Here is a 22,364-nt window from a genome sequence, read left to right on the forward strand (position 1 = left end):
CGGTTTGCTGGCCCGCCGAGCCCGCTGCTGGGTCGTGGCCGCCAGATGCTCGGCGAGCCCGGTGTCGGTCAGCCGTCGGAGGCCCGCGCGGGCAGCAGCCGCTTCGCCTCGTCCGGGTCCGCCAACTCCGCCCGGTAGCGCTCCTCGATGACGTCGCGCACCTCGTCCAGGATGGCCTTGCCGTCCACGTTCGAGCCGCGGCTGTGCGACATCACCACTTCCCGCATGACCTCGATGACCCGCGGATCCGTGCGATGACCGCCGGAGCGTCCCCGCTTCTCGACGAGCACCAGAGGGTTCTCACCTGCACGCTTCCAGCGCAGCCGCATCGACTCCAGAGTCTTCGCGCTGATCTCATCGCCCACGGCCGCCAAGTCCTGCGACTTGCGCGCATAGCGCTGCGCCAGCGTCGTCGTCCGCGCGTCGTAGCCGGGCCGCGGCACGTTGCTGCCCGGCAGCAGCCCGGTGTCCAGCTCCACCATGTGCCGGTGCCACTTCCTGGCTTCCTTGCGCTGCTTCTTGGACGGCGAGTCGATCAGCGTGGGCAGCGGCGTCGTCGCCACCGGATGGCCGTCGGCGTCCAGCACCGCGAACCCCGGCGCCGAGACCAGCGCCGTGTGCAGCACCTCCACCGGCACCCGTGACTGGTCGGACAGAAGGACCACGGTCTCACCGTGGAAGGCGACCGCCTGGTAGACGCCGTCCAGCCACCGCACCCGGTCGCCCAGACGTAGCTGCCCCGGCGAGAACCCCTCCGCGGCGCTCACGCCGCAGCCTCCGCGCACCAGGCGGTCGCCCACGGCCCCAGCGGCCGGTCCCAGTGCACCGTCAGACGACGCTGCCACACCAGTCGGTACGCCAGATCCATTGCCAGCCCCTGCGGCACGCCGCTGACCAACACCCCCTCAGCAAGGGGGCGTTCGTGGTAGAACGCCGCCTCCAGCGCCTCCTGCTCCTGGGCCGGGACCGTCATCGGCTGTCGGTACTCGCCTGCCAGCTCCAGATTCTCCAGGCGCATCCTTGCCGGCACGTGGTGCACCGACACCCGCCAGCCCGCGGCTGCGGCGACTTCGTGCAGCACCTCCAGGTTCTCCCGCCACTGCGGCCCGTCGCCCTTGTCCGGTGCGACGACCACCGCGTGCCGCGCCCCACCGACGGTCCGCACCATGAAGTCGGGGCGCCAGCGGCGCTTGCCCCGCGCGCCCCGCCAGCGCAGCTCCACCGGCTGCCCGCCGATCCAGGCGATGTCCGGGTCGAAGTCCAGCTCGAGGGCGACCCCGCGGACCCGCAGCGACCCGCATACCACATGGCCGCCGGTCGTCGCGCACCACCAGTTGGACAGCTTGCCCGGGCGCCCGTGGTAGGCCACCGGCTCCGTCGGCGGCGCCGCTCCTCCAGTGCCACCCCCACCAGATCGGCGGGCGCGGTAGACACCAACTGTCCCCACTCGTCCAGGTGGTGCACCGTAACCATCGGCATGGCCTCCCTCGATCGGCGTTTCCAGAGGAGCACTGACGGGCGGGACACGCCCGGAGGAACGGCGAGACTTCCCTCCTAGGAGGGCATTGCCTTGACAAAGCGGCCGCTGCTGAGGCCGGGCATGGCACGTACACTGAGACCGAAGACCCCGGATGCGTCCCTGGTAGCCCCAATCGGGCAGGCCACACGCCCGGGGTTTCGATACGTTGAAGGCCGCCCGGAAATCTCCGGGCGGCCTTCGTACGGCGTGTGCCGTATCTGTGAAGTCGCGTGCCTCCACGGCACCGTGCGGCGGCCGACGAGGGCGCCGGGCGCCGGGCCAGGACCTGTCCGCGGCGGCCCTGGCAGGCGTGCGTGCCGGCCGCACCGGCGAGTCCTTCCGAGTGGAGGGAGCAGTCTCGGTTCGGCAACGCGCCGCGTGACCAACGCAGTTGATCGTGACAATCTCCGTATGACTCCGGAACATCTGACCAGATCATGGGAGCGATCACCGGCGCGTTCGGCATGGGCGGTGTGGTCATCGGCCAGCGGCAAGCCGGGAAAGTCGCGCGGGAGCAGGCGCAGATACAGGCGAGAGCGATGCTGGAACAGCACAGCACCGACGCGCTCAGGGACGCCGGCGTGGCCTGCCTCGCGGCCATCGCCGCATACGAGAGTGCCGCCTGGGCGCTGTACAACGCCCTCTACCACCGTGACGAAGACCGCTGCGCCGCTGCCGAGCCTGCTTACTTGGACAATTGGAGAACGGTGGAGGGAGCCTGCGCCGCGGCGGCCGTGGCCGGCAGTGACGATCTCCAAACGAGGGCTCAGGAGCTGACAGGTGCCGTCCGGGACCACGCCAACCACCTCGACGACTGGCATGCCAGTCAGGAGAGCGCATCCAGACACAGATCAACGCGCTGAACGGCCGGTACAACACCCTTCACAAGGAGCTCGGCCGCAGGCGTGACCTCTTCGCCCGGCGGGTCCGCCTGGAGCTGACGCCCGGCGGGGCAACGGGCGGACCCGGCCCCGCCTGAGGCGCCGCTCAGACGGTGAGGGCGGGCCGGGCGGCCTGTGTGATGTCGGCTTCGCGCATGCGGCCGGCCTTGCCGGTGACGCGCCGTTTGACCAGCGCCGGGCCGATGACGGGGGTTTGCTGGAGGCGGACGAGCGCGCCTGTCGGAGTTGAATCCGTGCGGAGCAGGACCTCGTGCACTTCCTGCCGCAGCGGGCGTGTGCGGATGGTGAGGTCATCCTTGACGCCGGCGAGCTCGTTGAGTGCACCGGAGTGCGATCCGGCGGCGTTGATCACGATGGGCGTGGTGATGTCGCGTCCGTCTGCCAGCTTGCCCCCGGACACGGCCGCCGACCTGGCGAATGGCGATGACCGATGCCCGGAACTCGAACACTGCACCGTGACGGACGGCAGCGGTCATCAGGTTGTGCGCCGCCAGCCGGGGATCTTCCACGAAACCGCAGTCCGGATTCCAGTAGCCGGACACCTCGCCCTCGGGCTCGGCCCAGAACGCCTCGTCATACAGGGCTTTGGGCGGGTAGTAGGAGGCGGCGTCGAGCAAGGGAGGGCGCTGACGGGCTTGCTGACCTGGGTGCCAGAGCTCTTCTCTCCCGCTTCTCACATCAGCCGTGGGCGCAGAGGCCGGATGAGACAGGTCAGGCGCGGCTGTCGACGAGTGCATCCAGCGTGAGCTGGACCCGCCGGCCGTTGTCGTCGAGTCCGAACATGAGGGTGGGCCGGTTGAGGGCGTCGGACTTGGAGTAGTAGCGAAACTGCAGGATCTGCCCGCAGATGAGCCGCACGTCGGTCATCAGCACGTCCTGGCAGGTGGCCAGGACCGTGATGCCGTGGTCCTGTGCCGCGTCACGCAGAGCGGCAATGACTTCCCGGCGATGCTCGGCGCCCAGGGAGTCGCCGAGCTCGTCGAGGATGAGAACCCGGCCGCGGGCGTCCGGCGCCGCAAGCAGCGCGGCCAGGACGAGGTGAATGGAGAACAGCTTCTCCTGGGCCGTATTGGTCGGCCTGTCGTAGGACAGCAGCGGGCCGTTGGGGTTGCGCTGCCAGCGCGGAACGACATGGCACACCCACTGGTCCTGCGCGGTCTGTGGCTCCGTGACCTCGCACAGCAGATCAGCCTTGTACCCCTCGCGACTGTGGAGCTCGTTGAGCTTGTCGCTGATGCGGCGCAGGGAGCCCAGGACGCGTTCCTTGATGGACTGCTGGGTCTGGGCAAGACTCTCGCGCGTCTCGTCGACGATGTCCTGGAGGTAGCGGTGCTCGTTGGCGCGCTCGGCACGCTTGACTTCCACCTGTTCGCGAGCGCCCTTGTCCTGCTTCTCGTTGTCGGCCAGCCAGGTCACCAGCGCTGAGAGCGATTCGCGGAAGATGATGCCGAGGGGGTCTTCGGTATGGGCTTCCTGATGGTGCAGAGCGTTGGCCAGTTCGGGAGTGGCGACGCCCGTGCTGTAGGAGTCTGCCGACAGGCGGGCGAGCGCCGACGACAAGCGGGCACGGCTTTCGCTGAGGAGCTCGCCGCTGCTGCGCCGCTCGGCGCTCCGGTCCCGGTCGCCAGGAACGACTGCATGGGTACTGATTCCCTGGGCGGGTTCGGCGCCCGCCTCGTCCGGGGGAACCGTGCTCCAGTTCAATGCTGCCAGGGCCTCCGGTAACGAATCCGTCCAGACCAGACCGGGGTGAGCCGGCCCCTTTCCCCGTAGCTCGAGCATGCGGTCGCGCTTCTGCGTCGTCTGACCAATCTCCTTCTTGACCTTCTGAAAAGACTCCAGCAAGCCCTGGACACGCTTCGCCGCGCCCTCGAGTGCGTCCCCAGCGCGCACGGCCGTCTCGGCGGCATTCGCTGCGCTGCGCCTGAGCCCGGGCAGCGTCTTGTCGTGTGCGGCGAGGTCCTCCGCCAGGGCGCGTGCCTGATCGGCAAGCCGTGCGGCCTCCTCCTTCGCCTTCGCCCGGTCGATGTCCCGGCTCATCGCGGTGAGCCTACGCTCGTACAGTCCGATCCTGGCCGACACGGCCTCCCGCTCGGCGCGATCCCGGACAAGCTGTTCCTCGAGGTGAGCACAGATGTCGGCCTGCCCGACGATCGGCTGCTCGAAGCCGCCGACGACATGCACGCCCAGACTCGGAAGAAGGGCATGCGGCGGCTGCTCCACGGTGGTCGCATCGGCCAGGGCCTGCAGGAAGGAGCGTGCCAGGGGGGCCGCGTCGGCGATGCCCGCCGGCCAGCCCGCGGCAGGGCCAGCCGGTACGGCACCGGCCGGGGGCCCGGCGATGAGCACCGTTCCCGGCAAGTCACGAACGGCCTCCACCGCAGCGTCCAAGAGACTCGGGGGAACACAGACCGCATCGCGCCATGGCGCCAGCCGGGCCTCCCACTGGGAACGGGCGTCGGGATGCAGACGCGTGCTGGCCATCAGCCCCACCGCGTCGGGGCACGGGCCAGCGTGCAGCGCCTGCAAAACAGCAGCCGCCTGGCCCGTGCGCCCCTCACGGGCGTCAGCCAGCTCCTGGCCCGTTTTGTCGACCCGCTCGTCGGCCCGCAGCAGATCCGCCTTCGCCGTCACGAGGTCACCTTGATGCGTGGCGAGAAGCTCAGCGAGCTCGTCCGACGCCGGTCCGTCGTATCCCTCAGCCCGCGCCTGTGCGGCGCGTTGCTCCTTCTCCGCCCCTTTCAGTGCACCGTGGAGTTCTCCCCGCTTCTCGCTGGCTTCCTCCAAGAGCCGCTGAGCCTGGTTCTTGAGCTGGAGGGCGTCTTTGGCCGTGCGTTCCAGCAGGCGTGTGTCGCGCGCCTGGGCCAACTGTTGCCCCACCTCGCTCTCACGCCTCGACAACTCCTCCAACAACTCTGCGAGCACTATGAGATGGGCCTCGATGCGACGCTCGGCGACCACCGTGTCCACGTAGTCGCGTGCCGACGCAAGCCGCCACAGATCATGCGCCCGGCCCGTCTCGAGGCGTGCACGCTCCCGGGTTTCTACAGCGTGGAGGATCTGCTCTTCATCGCGGTAGGAACTCTCCGCATTCTTCAGCGCCTCAGCCAGGTCCTTCTCGGTCTGCTCCAGCTCCTGGCGATCCTGCACATCGCGGGCCAGCATCCCGGCCCTGCCCGTGAGATTGATCAGGGCATCCCCGATCTGGACCGGCGTGAACGTACCCGCGTCAAGCTTCAGCAGCGACGGCCGCGACCGCATACCGCCGCGGCTGACGATGTAGGCGAGTAGCCGCGGCGCGCGCCCGTAGAGAACTTCGGCGTACTCCGTCGCCCCCAGCGGCTTCCCGCCGAGCCGGCGGAAGAAGCCGGCAGCCCCCTCGTGCTGACTGCGGTCGTCTCCATCAACCAGCAGATGCACCCCTGCTCTGTGCCGCACCTCGACATGCGGTGACTTCGCCGATACCTGCAGCCACACCGTGTGAGCACTGACCTGAGGATCCTCAGGATCGGCAAAGACCCCCACGACGTAGCCCACCTGAGCGGGCTCACTGACCTCCGGCGACGCTCCGGCCGTCACGGGCTCGAACAGCAGCTTCGGCGCATGCACCGAGCCACCCCCTGCCATCCGCCACTCCGGATCTCCCAGCAACAGCGCCACCGCAGCCAGGAAGCTCGTCTTACCCGACTCGTTGGAATCCTTCGGCCCCCGGCCCGTCACGGCCACAAACGTGCCCGGAACGAGAGCCACCGGATGCGAGGTCAACCGCGCAATGAAGAACGTCTGCACGGCCACCAACTGCCTCGTACCGATCATCCCGAGCTTCCCCAGGGCGCCACCGACGGGCTGCTCGCTCACAGACGTCCCCTCTCCGAGCCATCCGACGCATCAGCCTCACGAGCAGGGTGAGCATCTTGCTGCCGCCGTCGCCTGATCGCGGCAGCGAGATGACCATCGGGTCGACCCACGAGGACCAGGTCCTGCCACAGCAGATTGCTGCGCTCCGCAGTCAGCCGGTCCAGAGCAGGCCCCGGCAGGTACCGGCCTGCAGTCTTCTCCGCAACCAAGCCCGCTCCCTTGAGACGGCGCAGCGCCGTACTGATCGCCGTCTTGGTGATCTTCCTGTTGGAGGCGAGCACGGCCAGGGTGACGGTGTGCGATTCGCCGGTCCACCGGCTGTGCCGGTGCCGCCCCTTAGCACGGGGGAGTGCCACTGTGTGCAGGTGTGAGGCGGCGTGAAAACGTCACTGGTGACGGCTGTTTCTGTGTCACCGTCAGTTCGCTGTCGAAGCGTTCTGAGCTGCCTGTCCTCGTGTCGTAGTGGTGGTGACACAAGACGGCGCGTGCTGTGACAAGTGGTGGCGTTTTTTCGGTGTCATCTTCGTGGCGCCTCCTATACATCCCGATGCTCTGAACGATGATGCGGGGGCCTTGAACTTGCGCGTGCTGAGGTTTCTTCAGCTACTGGTGTGATCGCGCCGATCCCCTCTGTGGTGGGGTGTTTTGCTAATTCCACATTAGGTGCGGACTTGTCCGGTCATCGTCAGAGAGCGTGCGCTGTCCTATATGGCGGGTGGCTCCTCCGGCGAAGTAGCTGCGGTGGGCCGCCCACAGATCGGCGTAGAAGTGCCGGAATATGAAGTCGGCGAACCGCCCCACGTGCATGGGAGCGGCACAGGCGATCCGGCAGTGGGCCGAGTTGATGGTCAGGTGGGAGGCGGGGTGTCCCGGCGCGGTGGACGCAGGGTCGTAGTCGAAGCGTACGGCTGAGTGCAGCACCATGTTGGTGGGGTTGTCTGCCGCGTAGATGTCGACGACGTCCAGGAGCGGCTCGAGGCGGACGAGGTCCGGGTCCAGGCGGTAGGGGCAGGGTATGTAGGCAAGCCGGTGGCCGGTGATCGCGCCTCCCTCTACGTCATAGGTGAGCTGCAGGAGCGCCCCGTCGTAGAGGTAGGCGGAAAAGGCCCCGGCCAAGACCCACCGGCGGTAATCCTCAAGACCTGGATCGCCGCGGTGGGTGAGGAAGGGGAGGCTGGGATCCAGCGAGTGCCACGACACCCTGGTGCCGTCAGTGGAGACCGTGTTGATGAACACGGCGATCTCTGCTGCGTGCAGGTAGTCGAGGAGGTTGTTTATACCGTCGCGGACGGCTCTAGGCGTCGTCACCCGGCAACTCTTCCCTCAGCTTGGTGACCAGGCGTGTGCGCAGCGCAGGGGGGATGTCATTGAGATCGATCTCCTCCGCCTCATAGGCTTCCATGAACATCTGAAGGCCTTCGGTTGCCTGTCTCACCGAAGCACGGCTTTGACCTGACTGATCACGATTCAGGTGCCGCATCCGGTCCAGGGCTGCGCGGCTGGGAATGGTGAATTCAAGCTGGAAGTTCTTCTGCCGGACGGTGTCGATCTCGCGTGAGATCACGTCCATGGCGGCGCCATACCCCACGATGCGTACCCAGGCGCGGCTTCGGGTGATGGCGGTGAAGAGAGTGTTGCGGCGGGTGACAGCGTTGTAGTCGCCGGCCGCGTATTGAGCGTCGATGACGTAGACCATAGGAGCCTCGTTGCCCTTGGCGCGGAATATATGAGCCAGGGCGATGGAGTCACGGACGAAGACGGTATCCGCGCTGGTGCTGACACCCACCAGGTGGGAGGGGATGCCGTGTTCGCGCAGGGTCCGCATCAGCCGCGGGGCCCGGGACTTGGCGCGGTAGACGTCCGGCAGCACGATGAGGATGTCGTCGTGCTCCAGCTCGTCCTCGTCGAGGTTCTTCTGGATCTGCCGGGCTACCCAGATGTCCTGTGCCTCTTGGCTGTCGAACGCTTGCATGACGACGGCGTCGTCCACCGTCAGGTGTTCGCGGAAGTAGGCGGGGGCGCTGTCGTGCTTACGCCTGAGGGCAACAGGGGCGCCCAGGACAAGCTGACCGCGCACCGTTTCGTAGCCGATGTCGTCCCACAGTTCTGGTTCGTCGAAGTGCTGCAGCAGCCCGCCCTCACTGTAGGCACCGATGCCCAGAGCATGCGCGGTGGCCAGCGCCCAGGGGGTGTTGCGGTAGCAGACCGGCAGGACGATGTCTTTCCTCGGCTCCTTGTCCCGGTTGACGAGGGGCACGAGGGGTTCACCGTCCGGGCCGGTGCCGAACAGCTCGTCCGTGCTCGGCATCGCCGACTCGGACAGCTTCTGCAGTTCGTCATAGCCCCACACGATCCGCTTGGGATCCTTGGTGAAGTGGTAGACGAGCTGGAAGAACTCCGGAGGCAGGTCCTGGGCCTCGTCGATGAGGACGACGTCGAAGACGGGGTCAGGACGGGTTTCCCGGACGATCGTCAGCAGTTCCCGGCAGACCCCTTGGAAGGCGTCGTCCATCCCGTAGGTGGCGCGGGCGTAGTTCCAGTCCCGGGCCGTGGTCCCGGCAGCGCGGGCCATTTCGCTGTAGAGGCCAGCTCGTGAGGCGGAGCCCCACGAGTGCATGATCTGCAGATAGTCCGCATCCGGACGGTCATTGCTGTACTCGAAGGCAAACCGTGTGACGAGATTGTCGATCTGCTCGTGCAGCGCCCTGGAGTAGTAGGTGAAGGCGATGCGCCACTCCGGGTGCTGGGTATGCAGGTAAGCGGCCTTCAGCGCCAGCACCACGGTCTTGCCCGACCCGGCGAGCCCGCGGATGCGCTGCGGTCCCTGAGGGGTCTCGATAGCCGCCGCTTTCTGCCACTGGTCCAGGTTGGCTATCCCCGCCTCGATGATCTTCAGGACGGCACCGCGTGAAGCGTCGTCCTGGACCGAAGAGCGCTTCTTCACCGGCTTGATGGTCGTCACACGCTGCAGCGCAGCCTGCACCGCGCGCTCCAGCGATTCATCGATCCCAGGCAACTGTCCGATCTCTGCGGCCACTTCCTGCAGGTCGCAGTAGATGCCCTCTGCGCCGGACACCGGAGGATCAACGGGGCCGGGAAAGACCGTCACCGTGTTGATGTCCACGGCGAGCGAGCGACGCTTACGCAGCGTGCGATGCTTGCTGAGGGTGCTGTCCAGCACGTCGTAGAGGCGGTCTTGACGGGTCTGCGCCTCTTCCCAGTCTTCCCGGCTCTGCGGAACCGAGTCGGCCAGCAAGAAGGCGACCAAGCCGTGGGACCGGCTGACCATCAGGGCGTCCACCTCGACGGTCTCGTCAGCTGTGGCCAGTACCGGATAGCCGAGGTAAACCGTTCCCTCGTCGGCCACCTCCCGCAGCTGCTCCGCCAGCAACGAGGCGAGGATCCGATCCCGGCTCTCGCCGTACACCACCTGCAGGGCCATTCGCGACGCAACTTCCTTGGGATCGTCGGGCTGCGAGGCCCTTCCCGCAAGACCCCACACCACGCTGCGGACGCCCCATCCTAATGAGAGGCGTGTGCCCGGCAGCACCCGCCCGGCCGGGCACCGCAGGCCACGATGGCGTCACCCGGCCTCCGCACGGGCAAGGCGCGCCGCAAGAGGGGCGCGCCCGGCCGCCGCCGGTCAGTAGATGCCTTGGGGATGGTTCCGCCCCAGGAGAGTGGCTGACAGGCGCCAAGGTTTCTATTCCGAGAAGTCGAGCGGGAGACTCTCCTGGATAGCGCCTTCTTTGCCTCCACTGGCCTCGGCGATGATGTGCTGCTGCTCGTCGTCGTCCTTCGGCGCGGACCTGCGGTACTGCGGGTGGTCCAGGTCCATCTGGAGTGCGGCGTGCAGGGGCGCCGGGTAGCGGGTGCGGTCGCACCAGCTGAGCGCCTGATGGGACAGGCGGGCCACGGCGACGGCCAGTGCCTCCCGGTCGTAGCCGGGCTGGGGGTAGAGGGGGATGATCTCCCGTGTGGTCATGGCGTACCAGGGGGAGTTCATCTCGTTCTCCTCGAAGTCGCCGTCTCCTGCTTTCTTCGCGGCTTCGGCGCGCCAGCGGGTCTTCTGCGCCCCGTGCCTCTTCCTGCCGTAGTTGCGGGGCTCGGTGAACAGGAACCAGGGGTGGCCCTCCGGCTTGTTCTTGGGGTAGTAGAGGTCCTTGGAGGTCTTGATCTCCTTCTCCCGGCCGTCTTTCAGCGTCTGGGTGACGTAGGCCAGGCGCGGCATCTCGGCCTGGAAGCAGTTCATGCGGATGATGCTGACCGGCTGGGTGCCCAGGTCCTGGGCGGGAAGCCAGAGCCTGTCGTCGGAAGGATCCTGGACCTGTGCCTGGGCTGCGCCCTGCTTGTTGTTGTGCAGGCCGGGCCATGCGCGGCGGCAGGCGTGGCCGTCGACGATCAGGGCGTAGGGCAGGCCCATGAGCTTGTCCGGCAGCTTGCGCAGGGCCTCGCGGACGTCCTGGCCGGCCTGGGCCCAGCGGGCGGTGTCGTCGTCACCGTCCTCTTTGTGGAGGGGGTAGTTGAGAGAATGGAAGACGTTCTGGGCCTCGGCGTAGTCCCGCCAGCGGCGCTCCGGGTCCAGGTTGGTCCAGGCGATGTGCCGCCAGACGCCGCCGGGGGTGCGCGGCGGCACCAGGCAGGCGGCGGTGATGACGCGCTTGGGCTGGCCGCGCAGGGCCCAGTCGGACTTCTGCTTGCGGATGTGGATGCCGCAGAACGCCATGCGCGGGATCGGGTAGGGGTCGCCGGGACTGTAGAGAGCCTGTTCGAAACGCTGGTCGACGACGCCGAGGGAGCGGTGCAGATCCAGCAGGCCCATGAAGACGGGATGGTCGTCCCACGGGGTGGGCGGGGCGGTGACGGTCTTCATCTCGTAGGCCGGCCCCCCCTCGGTCCGCTGGTCCTTGCGCTTGTACTTGCGGCGGGCACCGACCACGTACTGGGAAGGGATCCTGGCATCGGACAGGGCCCGCCGGGTCTGGTACTTGGCGTCGGTGGTGGCCAGTTCCCGGGCGAGGGCGGAAGCGTTCTTGTAGGTGCGCGCGTCATCGAGATCGGCACCGGGCAGTTCGGTCTCGCACCATGCGGCCAGCAGCCATCCGTCCCGGGCCGCCGAGGCGCGCAGCCTGTCCAGCTCCCGGGTGCGGTTGACATCACTGCCGTGCCGCAGGAACTCCTCCGCCTCGAGGAACACCATCTCCACGCCCTCGCCAAGCGGGCAGGTCTTCTTGTCCTTGGGGTCGAAGACGTCCGGGTCCTGGCCGTACATGTGGGCCAGGCCCTTGAGCATGCGGATCCGGGTCTGCTGCCGGTAGTACAGGCACACGAAGCGCAGTCCCTGGTAGCCGGCCCGGCTCACGCAGGCCCGGACGTCGGCGGGGGAGGGGAGGCCGAAGGTGTCGACGAACGGGATCTCGCCCTTGTGCTCCTTGTTCTTCTTGCGGGCCTTCTTTTCCTGCTTCGCCGCCTCGTCCAATTGCTCGAAGGTGCGCTGGGCGAAGACGTTGCCGTCCGAGTGCAGGACCACCGGCTCCAGGATGTCGCCGAACACGGAGTACACGTGTTCCAGGAGCATCCGCAGGTGGTGGGAGCCGGCTCCGTCGCCCACCGCGTGCGACCGCTTCTTGGGGACGATGGGGCGGACCGGGCCGGGCGCGGGCGTGGTGAAGGACGCCTTCCTCTTGTCGGCCGCCGCAGTGGCCACCGCGTCCTTCTCGCCCTGCGCGCGCTCGCCGACCGCGCGCAGGGCTGAGCGGTCGGCCTCCAGCACGGACAGGATTTCCAGGGCATGCCGGTTAGTGCCGCGCAGGGCGCCGCGCCCTTCGAGAGCGACGGTGAGGATGGGCTTGTCACCGGTCTGCTCGACCATGGCGGTCTTGGAGTAGATCAGGGTGTCGTTGATGCGCCGCATGTGGGCATCGAAGAGAAACACCGGCTCGGCGAACGCCGGGTAGGTGACCATTTTCGTCGAGAGGTAGGAGTGCGCGTACTCGGCGTCGTGCTGGCCGGCGTCCTGGGGCCACTGCTTGCCGACCTTCCCCAGGGCCTCGGGGGTGATGGGGTGGCCGTGCCCCACAAAGGCGGGGCCGATGGGGTTGTTCCAGGCGATGAGCTCTCCGGTGCTCAAAGGGCGGTAGCGCACCGAAGCAGGCTCTTCCGCTCTCTGCCACCTTTTGGTGCGCTCGACCGGATCGCCGTTCTTGTCGAGCTTGGGGGTGCCGTCCTCGTGGCGCTGTACTTCCCGGACGGGTTCCATCGCATAGTCCAGGAAGTCCGTCCCCGCCAGCTTGATGGCCAGCAGCCACCTGATCGCCTCGTACGCCCAGTTGGGCGGGTTGGGGACGGGTGGGTGTTCCTGCCCGGCCGGAGACGACTGCTCAGGCAGCAAGTACTTCTTCACGGCGAGGTGGCGCGGCTCGGTCTCGGCGACCAGGTCGGCCACCTTCGACTGCGTGGCGAAGGGGATGTCGGCCAGCGGCGTCCCCTGGCAGATTCCCTCCAGGTAGGTGAAGACCGTCCGCAGGGTGTCGGCCTCGACCTTCTCCAGCGTGACCATGAAGCGCAGCTTGCGGTCGATGTACACATACCCGCCGGTGAGCTGCTTGAGAACGGTCGTCACGATCGAGTAGGGGATGAGGAAGTAGTCGGGTTCCTCGCCGGCGTTACGCAGCTTCTTCTTCGTCCGCCCGGCTACCTGCCCCAGCACGGCCCACTCGGCGCGGACGTCGTCGTGGAACTCCCAGACCCAGGCATGCATGCCGTCGAGCATCGGCTCGACGCAGCGGTAGGCCAGGGTGTGGGCGGTGAGCCTTCCTGACGTGGTGCGTGGCGCCATGGCAGCGCTTCCCTCATTTCTGTTTCCTGCCCGAGCACGCCGGAGCCCGGGCGGGGCCGGTCACGTCTGGGCGGGGTTGATTCCCGCGTAGGACAGGAAGGAGGACAGAGCCTCTCCGTACAGTTCGTTCATGAATGCGCGCTGCTGCGGGCTCCAGTTGCCGTGGATGCGGCGGATGATGGTCGCCAGGTCTGCGCTGAACTCGGTCCGGTGCAGGGCGTGGTCAACGATGTACAGGTTCATATCGGTGTCGCCGCGCCGCGCCCGGCCGGCGAGCTGGACCAGGTCGATGAGCATCCCGGCGACCAACTCTTCCTGGAGTTCGTGGGCCATGTTCGTGAACCGGCTGGGTGAGCGCAGGATGCGGGTGATCTGCTGCCGGGACGCCGCCTCTGCCTCCCGCAGAGCGGTGACGGGATCGCTGCTGCCGCCCTCGCGGAGGGCGTTGATGCCCGCCGCGTTGACGCTGCCGTGCATCCACTCGATGTCCTCGATGCTCAAGACCGGGCGGGTGCACAGGTAGATGTCCCGGACGGCGGAGCGGCTCTCGACGAGGATGTTCAGACCGCGCGCGATGATCGCCAGGGGGACGATCAGGATCTCTCCGTGATCGGGGAACCGCTCCAGTTCCTCGCGCACCATCTTGCGGACGAAGGAGGGGATGTGCTGCTCGTAGTCCTCGGCGCGGCGGCCGCGGACCACGACGCAGACGCGGTGGCGCAGTCCTTCGGCCTGGGCCAGCCCGGCGGCCAGGTAGGCCGCCTGCTGGTAGGAGTTGACGGCGAGGATGCACCGGGCGCGCTGGTGCTCTGTCTCCTCCAGGAACGCGAGCCGGTCGGCGAGGATCTGCTGGTAGAGGTTCTTGCCGAGGATGCGCAGCGTCTGCGGTTTGGCATCGCTGTAGATACCACCCACGCTGATCGCCTCACCGGCCCGCTCTCCGCTGGTGTAGCGGACTGGGCAGGGCTCGGTGACGATCGACTTGGGCCGGGTATCGGGAATCCACCACTTCACCGGGGCGTGGAGGTGTTCCTCGACGGCTTGCGGGAAGTACGCGGTCGCCGACAGGCCCAGCACGGGGCGTTCGACCCCGGCTGTCATCAGGGCGGTGAGGCCGCCCAGTTGGGCGGTGAAGGTGTGCGGGTCGCCCGCGACGGTGCGGACCAGGAGTTCCGCCTCGGTCTCCCGGTTCTCCAGGCCGCGGGCCTGGTAGCCGTTCATGGTGTGCCCGAGCATGGCCAGCGGGTAGAGGCCGACCACGGGGGAGTCCTTGATGCTTTCGAGGATGCGGCGTACCGATCCCAGGTCCAGGTGCCGTAGCCCCTGCGCGGTGCGGCGGGTGCGGCCGAGGGCGTCGTCGATCTCCTTCAATACGGTGCGGGTGACCAGGAGGTTGACGGCGGCGGCCCGCTGGTCGCTGTCGGCGATGGCGTCTCGGAGCAGGTTGTTCAGCTCCTGCTGGACCAGCTGCAGGTAGTCCTCGCCCCGGGGCGCAGCCAGTGCGGTGAGGGCCTCTTGGACGGCTTCCCAGTCGGCACCGTCTGGCAGCGGGACCGTCGCCGTGGCGGCCGGTTGCTCCTCGCGCCACCGACCGGGCATGAGCGTGTCCAGGAGGCGGAACATCTCCCGGCTGATCTCCTCGTCGCCGATCTCGCCGGGGAAAAGGACATGAAGGAGTTCACGGTCGCGTGAACGGGCCAGGCGCCAGCCGTCGTTGCCGCCCCCGCCGGCCGGGTTGTCGCGGACGTTCCGCGGATTCATCCGCAGCCGGGTGCCCAGAGACAAGAGCAGGAATTCCGACATCAGGCGGGCCTGGGCAACGGGCGTCAGCAGGTTCTGCTCGTAGCCGGCCGGCAGCCGCCTGGCGTCACGGTCCAGGTCCCGCAGGTCGCTCTCGCGTTTGCGGGAAGCGAGGTTGAGCTCACTGGTGCAGCGGCTGATCGCGGACTTCTGGAAGGCGTCCACCTCGTCGATCACGACGAGGTCGCAGGTGCGCAGGATCATCTCCAGCACCGACAGACCGCGCGTACCGCGGGCCTGGCCCCGCCACTCGGCGCCGTCCAGGACCGCACCGATCCGCAGCGAGCCGGAGACGAGGTTGGCGTGATTGGTGACGACGACCGAGGCGCTCGCCGCCTCGTAGAGGGGCGCAAACTTTCCGCACACAGGGATGAACGGGCAGGCGTAGGCGGTGTCGTCCTCTCCGGGACGGGTCAGGCCCAGGCAGTTCTCTTCCCCCGGCCGGTAAAGATTGGACGGCTCCATGAGCGGGCGCTGCCCGCAGCCGTAGGCGAGGTGGCCGATGTCGGCCTTCTCTTTGGGCGTCCACTCAGTGATCAGGCCGGAGGTCGCGTAGGAGGCATAGTCGAGGGCTCGCTGGTGCCGGCTGTAGGGGGACATGAGGGGGACGCAGGTGGCGCGTTCGGGGAGACGGTCGGGCTCGTGCTCGTGCAGGTACGCGAGGTCGCCGTTGATGTCCCAGGCCATGGCCAGGGTGGACTTGGCGTCGGTCACCCCCAGGGCGATCTTGTAGTCGTTCATGGCGGCCCAGGAGGCCATCGCCCGCACCAGGACCGTCTTGCCGCTGCCGGTGGGTGCGTTGATGATCTGCATCAGCCCGGAGACGGTCTTCAGCTCGATCACCGGCCCGTCGTGGCTCCTCAGGGCGGCCAGGAACTTCTTGAGGACCTTGTGCAGGTAGCGGAATTCCTTACCTCGCCCCCTGAGGAGCTTGGTGACCTCTTTGAGTTCCGTCACCGGGATGGTGAGGGTGTCGCGGTGCGGACGGGTGGCCAGCTGCGGCAGCGCCTCGTGCCCGGCGGGCTTGGTGAACGAGGGCGTCCGCGCGAACTCGATCTCTCGGTTGGTGGTGCCGTGCTCCTTGCCGAGGTAGGCGGTGCGCGTGCGGTAGGTGCCGGGTCCGGCGAAGGGCAGGGCCCGGGGGCGCTTGCCGAAGGTGAAGAACCGCCGGGTGACGGCAGCCGCGTACTCCAGGAGGTCGCCGCCGACGCGGGGGATGACACCGTCGGCCTCAAACGGGTCTTTTCCGGGGATGAGGAATGATCCTCCGGACTGGTCGGCGCCTTCCGCATCCAGGTCCATGGCACCGAGGTAGGCCAGCGAGGCGGCCTTGAACTTGTCCGGGGCGGCGAGGTCGGACGGCAGCAGCCGCATGACCTGTGCCGTGACTCGTTTCTCGTAGGGGGTGCGGATCGCCCAGGCGTCCCACGCCTGGGGTTTGCGGTGTGCGAAGTACGCGGCGTCGGTGAAGGCGGCCGTGATCCTGCCGTCGTCCCCGGCCCGGGGGAAGAAGTAGCCGGCCAGGGCCAGCGCCCCCAGCATCCCGGCTTCCTCCGCTGTCAGTTGGTCGCTCACCGGCCGCTGCCCTCCTGCACCGCCCGCAGCACCAGCTCCAGGAAGTCCGTCGCTGTGGCGGCGCGCATGCCGTGCCGGCGGCACTCCTCCGTCAGCTGCGGAATCTGGCTCGCCCGGTGGTCGGGGACGACGATCCAGCCGGCCCGGCCCGGCCCTTGTCCCCGCCGTCCGCCCGCAACTTGCTCACCAGTTGGTTGGACCAGCGGTAGTCCTTGAAGTCCACGGTGAACAGCACCTGCTGCCCGCGTCCTTCACCGCGTGCGACGAGAAGGTCGTAGGCGTCGTTGTCGGGCCACAGTCGCACCTGGACGCCGCTCCCCGCCAATCGCTCGGCCAGGACCTCGTACAGCCGGACCTCGGGCAGTCCGGGAATGGTGGTGTACCGCCACACATCCCGCACCAGTGCCTTGTACCCTGCCACCGGAAGCGCCTGCGGAACCCCCGGCACGGCGCCGGTATACAGGGCCCGGTGGCGCGCAGACGGGGTGCGCAGCTCGACGGCTTGGTCGAGCACGGGGATCTGCCCGCGGACCGGGGCGAAGATGTAGGACGCCCCGGTCTCGGCGTGCCAGGGGTAGAGACACTGCACACTGCCCTGGGCCGTGCTGCCCCGCCCCTCCACCGTGATCTTCATCGGCCAGGCACAGGCGGGGCAGCTAAACCAGTACCCCTGGTGGGTCATGTAGCTGGGGATGTCCTCGAAGAAGTCCAGCGCTGGGGGCGGGAGCCGGAGCTTGCGCAGCTCCTCGACCGTCACCGCCGGATGCCGGACCAGGTTCTCGCGGTGCACGTGGTAGTAGGTGCCCTTGAGGCTGGCGTACACGGTCTCTTGCTTGTACTCGCCCTGGAGGTCGGTGAGCGTCACCCGGCCGCGGAGGCGTCCCACTTTCCTGGCGGCCCGGATGACCTGGATCACCTCGTACCGGTAGTCGTAGACGTCCTCCGTGGTGAAGCCGTCCTTGTCGAGGAACCGCAGTGCGTCGAGCCCCGGCGGCGACGCCCAGCCGGGCATGAGCCCGTCGAGGCTGCCGGCCATCTCCCCGCCGAGCCGGTCCAGCAGGTCCCCGAATCCGACCGGATGCCCTGGTCCGGCGGCGGCCATGAGCAGACCCTGCGCCTCCATGATCTGCGCAAGCCGCGCGGCGCCGTCCAGCTTTGTGTTCGTCAGGGCATCACCGCAGACGGCGAACGCCTGCGTCGCATCCAGCCCCGGACCCACCAGCCGTTCCCGCCCGCCGCGTCCCTCGGCATCATGCTCCTCGGTCACCCTCGACACTCTAGGGCAACTACCGGACTAACCATGCGGTAAGCGGAAATCCGCACCGCAGGGCGAACGGCCGCCTGACGTCATCAGCGCTGTGGGCTAGGCCCGTTGAGGTCCGGCGGAAGTCTCCTCGTGAGACAGGCCGATCCGGTCGGCGTCGACGTCCGGGTACAACTCCCGATAGGCGTCGAGGTGATCGCGGATATGGCGCATCCCCGACTCGGTCACGAACCACCGGTACGGACCGTGCTCGGCACCGTCCGGATGCCGGAGTTCGATGAAACCGCGTGCCGGGGACCTCCCGTCCGGGCTCCTTCCGACCGCCAGGAAGTGGGGTCCTCGCCCGGCGAGGGAGCCGTCGACCCCCGCGCTTCCCGCGAGAGCGACGCGTACGAGGATGCGCCACAGCCATTGCGACATCAGCGGGGGAGGCGGCCCCTTCTCCCGGACGACGCCGAGCGCCCGGCGGGCCACGGCCCGTCCACGGCGCGTCAGTTCCACCCGGGTCCGCCTCACCTCCCCCAGCCCCTGGACATAGACGCGGTCCCGGTACGTCACCACCAGGCCCCGCCGCTCCAGGGCGGCGACCGAGGAACCGGCTCCCGGATCGTGAACACCTTCCTGGCGTAGTCTGCTCTGTATCCGCGTGTGCCCGACGAACTCCGGCGGGGCATAGAGAGCCAGATCCATACGGCGCCACTCGACGGCCTTGCGCCCTGTGCCGCCGAGGAGCCGGCGGTGCCGCTGATCTTCCTCAGCCTCCTGGTCCTGCTGGAAGATGCACGTCAGGTAGGTGCGCTGCCGGCTGTTGAGGGCTTCCCACGCCTGTGCCGCGGCGGGGCTTGCTTCCCTGGCGGCCCGTTCCGGCAGGAGGGGGACGGCACCGGCGGGGCGGGTGCGGCGCCAGGCATCCGTGATCACCCGCTCGGGCACGCCGTACACCTGCGCCAGAAGGCGGACGAGCCGTCCGGCGCCTTCGGGCGTCTCCCACTCTCGGCTGCGGACGACCTGCCCCCGCTCCAACTCCCTGAGCTTGCGCCGCTCCGGGCTGAAAGCGGCACCGCCGCGCTTCCGGGCGATCGCCCGGCACGCCTCGGCCGCGCTCAGCCCGGCGTCGCGCCGGAGCTCTTCGAGGGTTTCCGTGCCCCGCTGCCTTACGAACAGGTCCTGGGCGTCGCACCCCAGTGCCCGCAAAAGCCTCCCGAAGGCACGGCCGGCCGGGACGTGCGTACCCGCCTCCCAGTGCTGGACGGCCCTCTCGGTGACTCTGACGGCACGCGCCAGTTCACGCACCGTAAAACCCCTCAGGGAGCGCCAGTGAGCCAGCGCCTGGGGGGAGAAGGACCGTCGCGGCATGCCTCCAGCAAAGCGTGACGAAGACTTTGTCGCAACACAGCGAAGCAAATATTGTTCGAAAGTTGATATTTCTGTGCCCGGGTGGCTGCGCTTCGCCCGCAGCCGCCTTCTCATACCTGTCACGGCGGGTCGGGTACAACAAGCATCTGCGCGCTGAGTTGCCGCTGATCAAGAGAGTTTCTGTCGGTTTGCCGCAGACACGGCCTGCCGCTTCAACACGAGTGGAGCACTGCCCCGGCCCCAGGCGTAGTGCAAGCCTTCCACCCCACGGTCATGTCCTGGGCTGCGGATGCCCATCACGTGTCTCTGGCCAGCCCGAGAACAGCGAACGCGAAGTGCTGGCCGCGATGCTCGACCGCGAGCCGATCTGGTCTGCCTGTGCGCGTGAGCACGGCAAGGGGCTCTTGTCTCCAAGGAGTCCGAAGCCGACCCTGCCACGCGCGGTATCACGCTGCCCAGGCACTCCTTCAAGCAGGAGAAGCCCCGGCGGGACGAGCCGCTGCCGGAGTCGGTCCGCGAGCTGATCGAGGTCAACGACTCCCCCGAGGGGGGCAGTTCGGCATCGCGGAGGCCGGAGCGTCGAAGGCGAATCGCGAACGGCGCCGTTCCGGTCAACCCAGGTCGATTAAAGGCATTACCGATCAACCGTCTGGCCTCTCGTGATGCCGTCGGTAAGGTCGTCACCAGGGTCGAGCGCATCGGCCCAAGTCCCGCGGCACGGCCCATGACCGTGCCGCCCAGCGGCCAAGGTGCCCAGGCGCGACCTCGTGCCCTGCACCAACTGCGTGCACGTTTACTCGAAGGCTGTCAGACCGTCCATGTGCTGCTTCCTGCCGCGCATCGGATCATGGGGCCGAGCGTGGAGACCAGGAGCCGTCATGCCCAAGAGCCACTCCCGCAAGAAGAAGACGCGCGCACGCCAGCGGGCCAGCGGAGCCGCCTACGTGTCCGCGAAATCCGGAGCAGCCCACCGGCACCCGGGACCAGACCTTACGCTGCCGAACGCCGGAATTGAGCCCATCGATCGCACTGCTCTTGAGAACGTTCGGCGCCTGATCGGCGCCGGCTGGCAGGAATGCGCCTCGTGCCAACGCTCCCTCGCCAACACGGTGGTGACCTCCGACCCGGCGGCCCTGATGCTGATGGCCTTCTACATCTACGGCGGCCTCCCGGACGCGGGTTCTCTCGCCTCCGCGGCCACCCACCGGTTTGCCGCCGCTGCCCCAACTGCCAAGGCGTCGGGGGACCTGCAACCGCTGCTGGCCACCGTCCGCGCCATGAGCCGCCCGGAGAGAGCCGAACTCGTCGAAGACACCATGGACATGTGGGTCGGCATGCACGCCATGAACATCATTCCCGAAGCCCACACGTCCGGATCACCTGCCCGACCAGCCGTATCCGAGACCGCCGAGTGTCTGCCGGACGCCCTGTTCCTGGACACCGCCCAGCTTGCACCACCAAGGGCCGACTACCGCCTCCACCCGGCTCTTCCCGACGGCGAGGGCGACGCCCCGCCCATGCCGGTGCTCTGGGTGGAACCTCACGGCCCTGCCGCCGGGCACGACGACCTGGTCCGGCGCTGCGGCTTCACCCCCGTGACCGATGAGGGAGGCGGCGACCCGCTCTGGCTCCTCCACGTGAACGAGGACCTGGGCGCTCTGCGCGAGGTCGCGCGCCTGGCCACCGACGCCTGCGGGCAGCGCCGCACCGGATGGAGCGACGACCTCATCGACCTGCACCTGTCGACCGGCTCGATCATGACCCCCCTCCCGAGCGACTACCTCGGCCTGCTGCGGTCGACTAGCGAAGTCCGCATGATCGGTCCGGCCGCCAACGCCGCCGACGCCGCTGCGCGCGCCGAACAGGGGCAACTGCTGTCGGCACGAGCCCGGGTCGTCTTCGACTTCAGCCTCCACCGCGCAACCAGCCAGCCCTCCGGATCCCGCACCGCCCCCACCCCCGCGGCGGGGGCGCGCCGACCCCGCCGTCGGCACCCCTCGCCTGCCGAACTGCCTGACCTCGACATCACACCGGCCTACGACCCCGCACTGGGCCCCTGCATCGATATGACCCGCTTCATCAGCGACGCGGTCTACGACATCACGCTCACCAGGTGCGACGTAGCGGACCAAGCGCAACCGGTGGCCGTGCTGCACGCGATCAGCGGCGCCGCAGGCGCCGCTGACCTGAAGTACCGGTGCCTGTGGCAGCAACGTGTCGCCACGCTACCGCCGGTCGACAAGCGATGGCTTGTCACCGTCGACTCCGAGCAGCGCACCATCACCTCCGTCAGCCACGACCGTCACGACGCGGATCGTTCCTCGGGGGAGAGCCACATCTATCCGCTCACCCTCACCCTGCGCACACCCCGAGGGCAGCTGACACCAAATCAGGTCGATCACGTGCGCGCCCTGGACGGTCTCGTGCTGGTCGGACCGCTGGAACCTGACGGCGACCTCGACGACGCCTGGAGCAGGCGCGACCTGCTCCAGGTCCACGCCACGGTCACCGTGGCCTGACCTGATCGTCGCCCGGCACCGTCCCCCGGGCCTGCGGCGGCGCGGCCGCCAACAGCCCCTGAGCCCGAAAGACGTACTGTGCTCGACCTTCCCGAAGACCCGCCTGCAGCCGCCGTCGCCGACGTACTGCGCACCCACCACACCGCCCGCGTCCGAGCCGCATGGGGCAGCGGCAAGACGATCCTCGCCGCCGACACCGCCCACCAGATCGCCCCCGACGGCACCGCCCTGGTCCTCATCCCTGACGAGGACCATCTCGTGCCGACCGTGCACGCCTGGCGCCGCTGCGCGCGTACCGGAGAGACCGCCATCCTCACCCGCGGCCGGCAACGCCACCTTGAATCTCACACCGGAATCCGGCAGATCAGTACCGCCCGTGAGCTCGCCGCCCTGGTAGCCGACACACGGGGCCCGCTCACCGTGTTCACCACCTACCGGAACAAGCCCGCTCTGCAGGCCGCTCATCGCGAGCACGGCCTGCAGGCATGGGACATCCTGATCGCCCACCTCGACCTGAGCGACAAAGCCCCCTGGGCGGACCTGTACAAACCCGCCCTCTGGCCGGCACGACACCTGTGAAGTGCCGCTGGAATGCCACTAGAGAACTGTCATTTACGTGCCACCTTTGACGGGGGTGCGATCGTCCTCTGAGCTGGCACGATGCTGGTTCTGCTGGTGGCGGGCAGTGAGAATTCTCAGTGGCGTCAATTGGCATCTTGGCAGGACAACTTCT

The 22,364-nt window shown here is 68.2% G+C and carries 15 protein-coding genes; 3 read left to right on the forward strand and 12 right to left on the reverse strand.

What is annotated here, in order from left to right; translation table 11 throughout:
• Window positions 1-68: 68 nt before the first annotated feature.
• Both OEIGOIKO_RS41080 and OEIGOIKO_RS42010 read right to left on the reverse strand, forming a co-directional pair.
• The gene (locus tag OEIGOIKO_RS41080) at window positions 69-767 is read right to left on the reverse strand and encodes a hypothetical protein (RefSeq protein ID WP_125058344.1); all 699 of its coding nucleotides are present in this window, start codon (window positions 765-767) and stop codon (window positions 69-71) included.
• Window positions 764-1,369, reverse strand: coding sequence for a TnsA-like heteromeric transposase endonuclease subunit (locus OEIGOIKO_RS42010; protein ID WP_170252001.1), 606 nt, complete (start codon window positions 1,367-1,369; stop codon window positions 764-766). Before OEIGOIKO_RS42010 ends, OEIGOIKO_RS41080 begins: the two co-directional genes overlap by 4 nt.
• 587 nt (window positions 1,370-1,956) lie before the next feature.
• Between OEIGOIKO_RS42010 and OEIGOIKO_RS41090 the strand changes: the two genes are divergently transcribed.
• Entirely contained in the window at window positions 1,957-2,382 is a 426-nt protein-coding gene (locus OEIGOIKO_RS41090) for a hypothetical protein (RefSeq protein ID WP_125058346.1), read from the forward strand.
• Window positions 2,383-2,506: 124 nt separating this feature from the next.
• Here the strand turns inward: OEIGOIKO_RS41090 and OEIGOIKO_RS41095 are convergent, their stop codons facing one another.
• The 10 genes from OEIGOIKO_RS41095 to OEIGOIKO_RS41130 all read right to left on the reverse strand — a co-directional run bounded on the left by OEIGOIKO_RS41095 (window position 2,507) and on the right by OEIGOIKO_RS41130 (window position 19,112).
• Window positions 2,507-2,821, reverse strand: a complete 315-nt coding sequence (locus OEIGOIKO_RS41095; protein ID WP_125058347.1) for a hypothetical protein — start codon at window positions 2,819-2,821, stop codon at window positions 2,507-2,509.
• Window positions 2,712-3,158, reverse strand: a complete 447-nt coding sequence (locus OEIGOIKO_RS44060) for an FAD-dependent oxidoreductase (protein WP_359875363.1) — start codon at window positions 3,156-3,158, stop codon at window positions 2,712-2,714. The genes OEIGOIKO_RS41095 and OEIGOIKO_RS44060 overlap by 110 nt, the downstream gene beginning before the upstream one ends.
• Window positions 3,133-6,279 carry a coiled-coil domain-containing protein gene (locus OEIGOIKO_RS41100; protein WP_125058348.1) on the reverse strand — a complete coding sequence of 1,049 codons (3,147 nt, stop codon included), beginning with the start codon at window positions 6,277-6,279 and terminating at the stop codon, window positions 3,133-3,135. Before OEIGOIKO_RS41100 ends, OEIGOIKO_RS44060 begins: the two co-directional genes overlap by 26 nt.
• 648 nt (window positions 6,280-6,927) lie before the next feature.
• On the reverse strand, window positions 6,928-7,587 hold the full coding sequence (locus OEIGOIKO_RS41105; RefSeq protein ID WP_125058349.1) for a DUF2290 domain-containing protein: 660 nt from the start codon (window positions 7,585-7,587) through the stop codon (window positions 6,928-6,930).
• Window positions 7,574-9,721: a DEAD/DEAH box helicase gene (locus OEIGOIKO_RS41110; RefSeq protein ID WP_125058350.1), complete on the reverse strand. Its 2,148-nt coding sequence runs from the start codon at window positions 9,719-9,721 to the stop codon at window positions 7,574-7,576. Before OEIGOIKO_RS41110 ends, OEIGOIKO_RS41105 begins: the two co-directional genes overlap by 14 nt.
• A gap of 261 nt (window positions 9,722-9,982) precedes the next feature.
• A complete protein-coding gene (locus tag OEIGOIKO_RS41115; protein WP_125058351.1) occupies window positions 9,983-13,117 on the reverse strand; it encodes an RNaseH domain-containing protein in 3,135 nt (1,044 codons plus the stop codon).
• A 60-nt stretch (window positions 13,118-13,177) separates the two neighbouring features.
• Window positions 13,178-16,492, reverse strand: coding sequence for a P-loop NTPase family protein (locus OEIGOIKO_RS41120; RefSeq protein WP_125058352.1), 3,315 nt, complete (start codon window positions 16,490-16,492; stop codon window positions 13,178-13,180).
• On the reverse strand, window positions 16,489-16,626 hold the full coding sequence (locus OEIGOIKO_RS44065) for a restriction endonuclease-related protein (protein ID WP_371859043.1): 138 nt from the start codon (window positions 16,624-16,626) through the stop codon (window positions 16,489-16,491). The genes OEIGOIKO_RS41120 and OEIGOIKO_RS44065 overlap by 4 nt, the downstream gene beginning before the upstream one ends.
• Window positions 16,584-17,759, reverse strand: coding sequence for a restriction endonuclease-related protein (locus tag OEIGOIKO_RS41125; protein WP_125058353.1), 1,176 nt, complete (start codon window positions 17,757-17,759; stop codon window positions 16,584-16,586). Before OEIGOIKO_RS41125 ends, OEIGOIKO_RS44065 begins: the two co-directional genes overlap by 43 nt.
• Before the next feature lie 96 nt (window positions 17,760-17,855).
• Window positions 17,856-19,112 carry a helix-turn-helix transcriptional regulator gene (locus tag OEIGOIKO_RS41130; RefSeq protein WP_125058354.1) on the reverse strand — a complete coding sequence of 419 codons (1,257 nt, stop codon included), beginning with the start codon at window positions 19,110-19,112 and terminating at the stop codon, window positions 17,856-17,858.
• Between the two features lie 878 nt (window positions 19,113-19,990).
• Here OEIGOIKO_RS41130 and OEIGOIKO_RS41135 point away from each other — a divergent pair.
• Both OEIGOIKO_RS41135 and OEIGOIKO_RS41140 read left to right on the forward strand, forming a co-directional pair.
• Window positions 19,991-21,631 carry a hypothetical protein gene (locus OEIGOIKO_RS41135; RefSeq protein ID WP_125058355.1) on the forward strand — a complete coding sequence of 547 codons (1,641 nt, stop codon included), beginning with the start codon at window positions 19,991-19,993 and terminating at the stop codon, window positions 21,629-21,631.
• A gap of 78 nt (window positions 21,632-21,709) precedes the next feature.
• On the forward strand, window positions 21,710-22,210 hold the full coding sequence (locus tag OEIGOIKO_RS41140) for a hypothetical protein (RefSeq protein WP_125058356.1): 501 nt from the start codon (window positions 21,710-21,712) through the stop codon (window positions 22,208-22,210).
• The last annotated feature ends 154 nt before the right edge of the window (window positions 22,211-22,364 follow it).

The sequence above is a fragment of the Streptomyces paromomycinus genome, from assembly GCF_003865155.1.
Lineage (GTDB): Bacteria > Actinomycetota > Actinomycetes > Streptomycetales > Streptomycetaceae > Streptomyces > Streptomyces chrestomyceticus.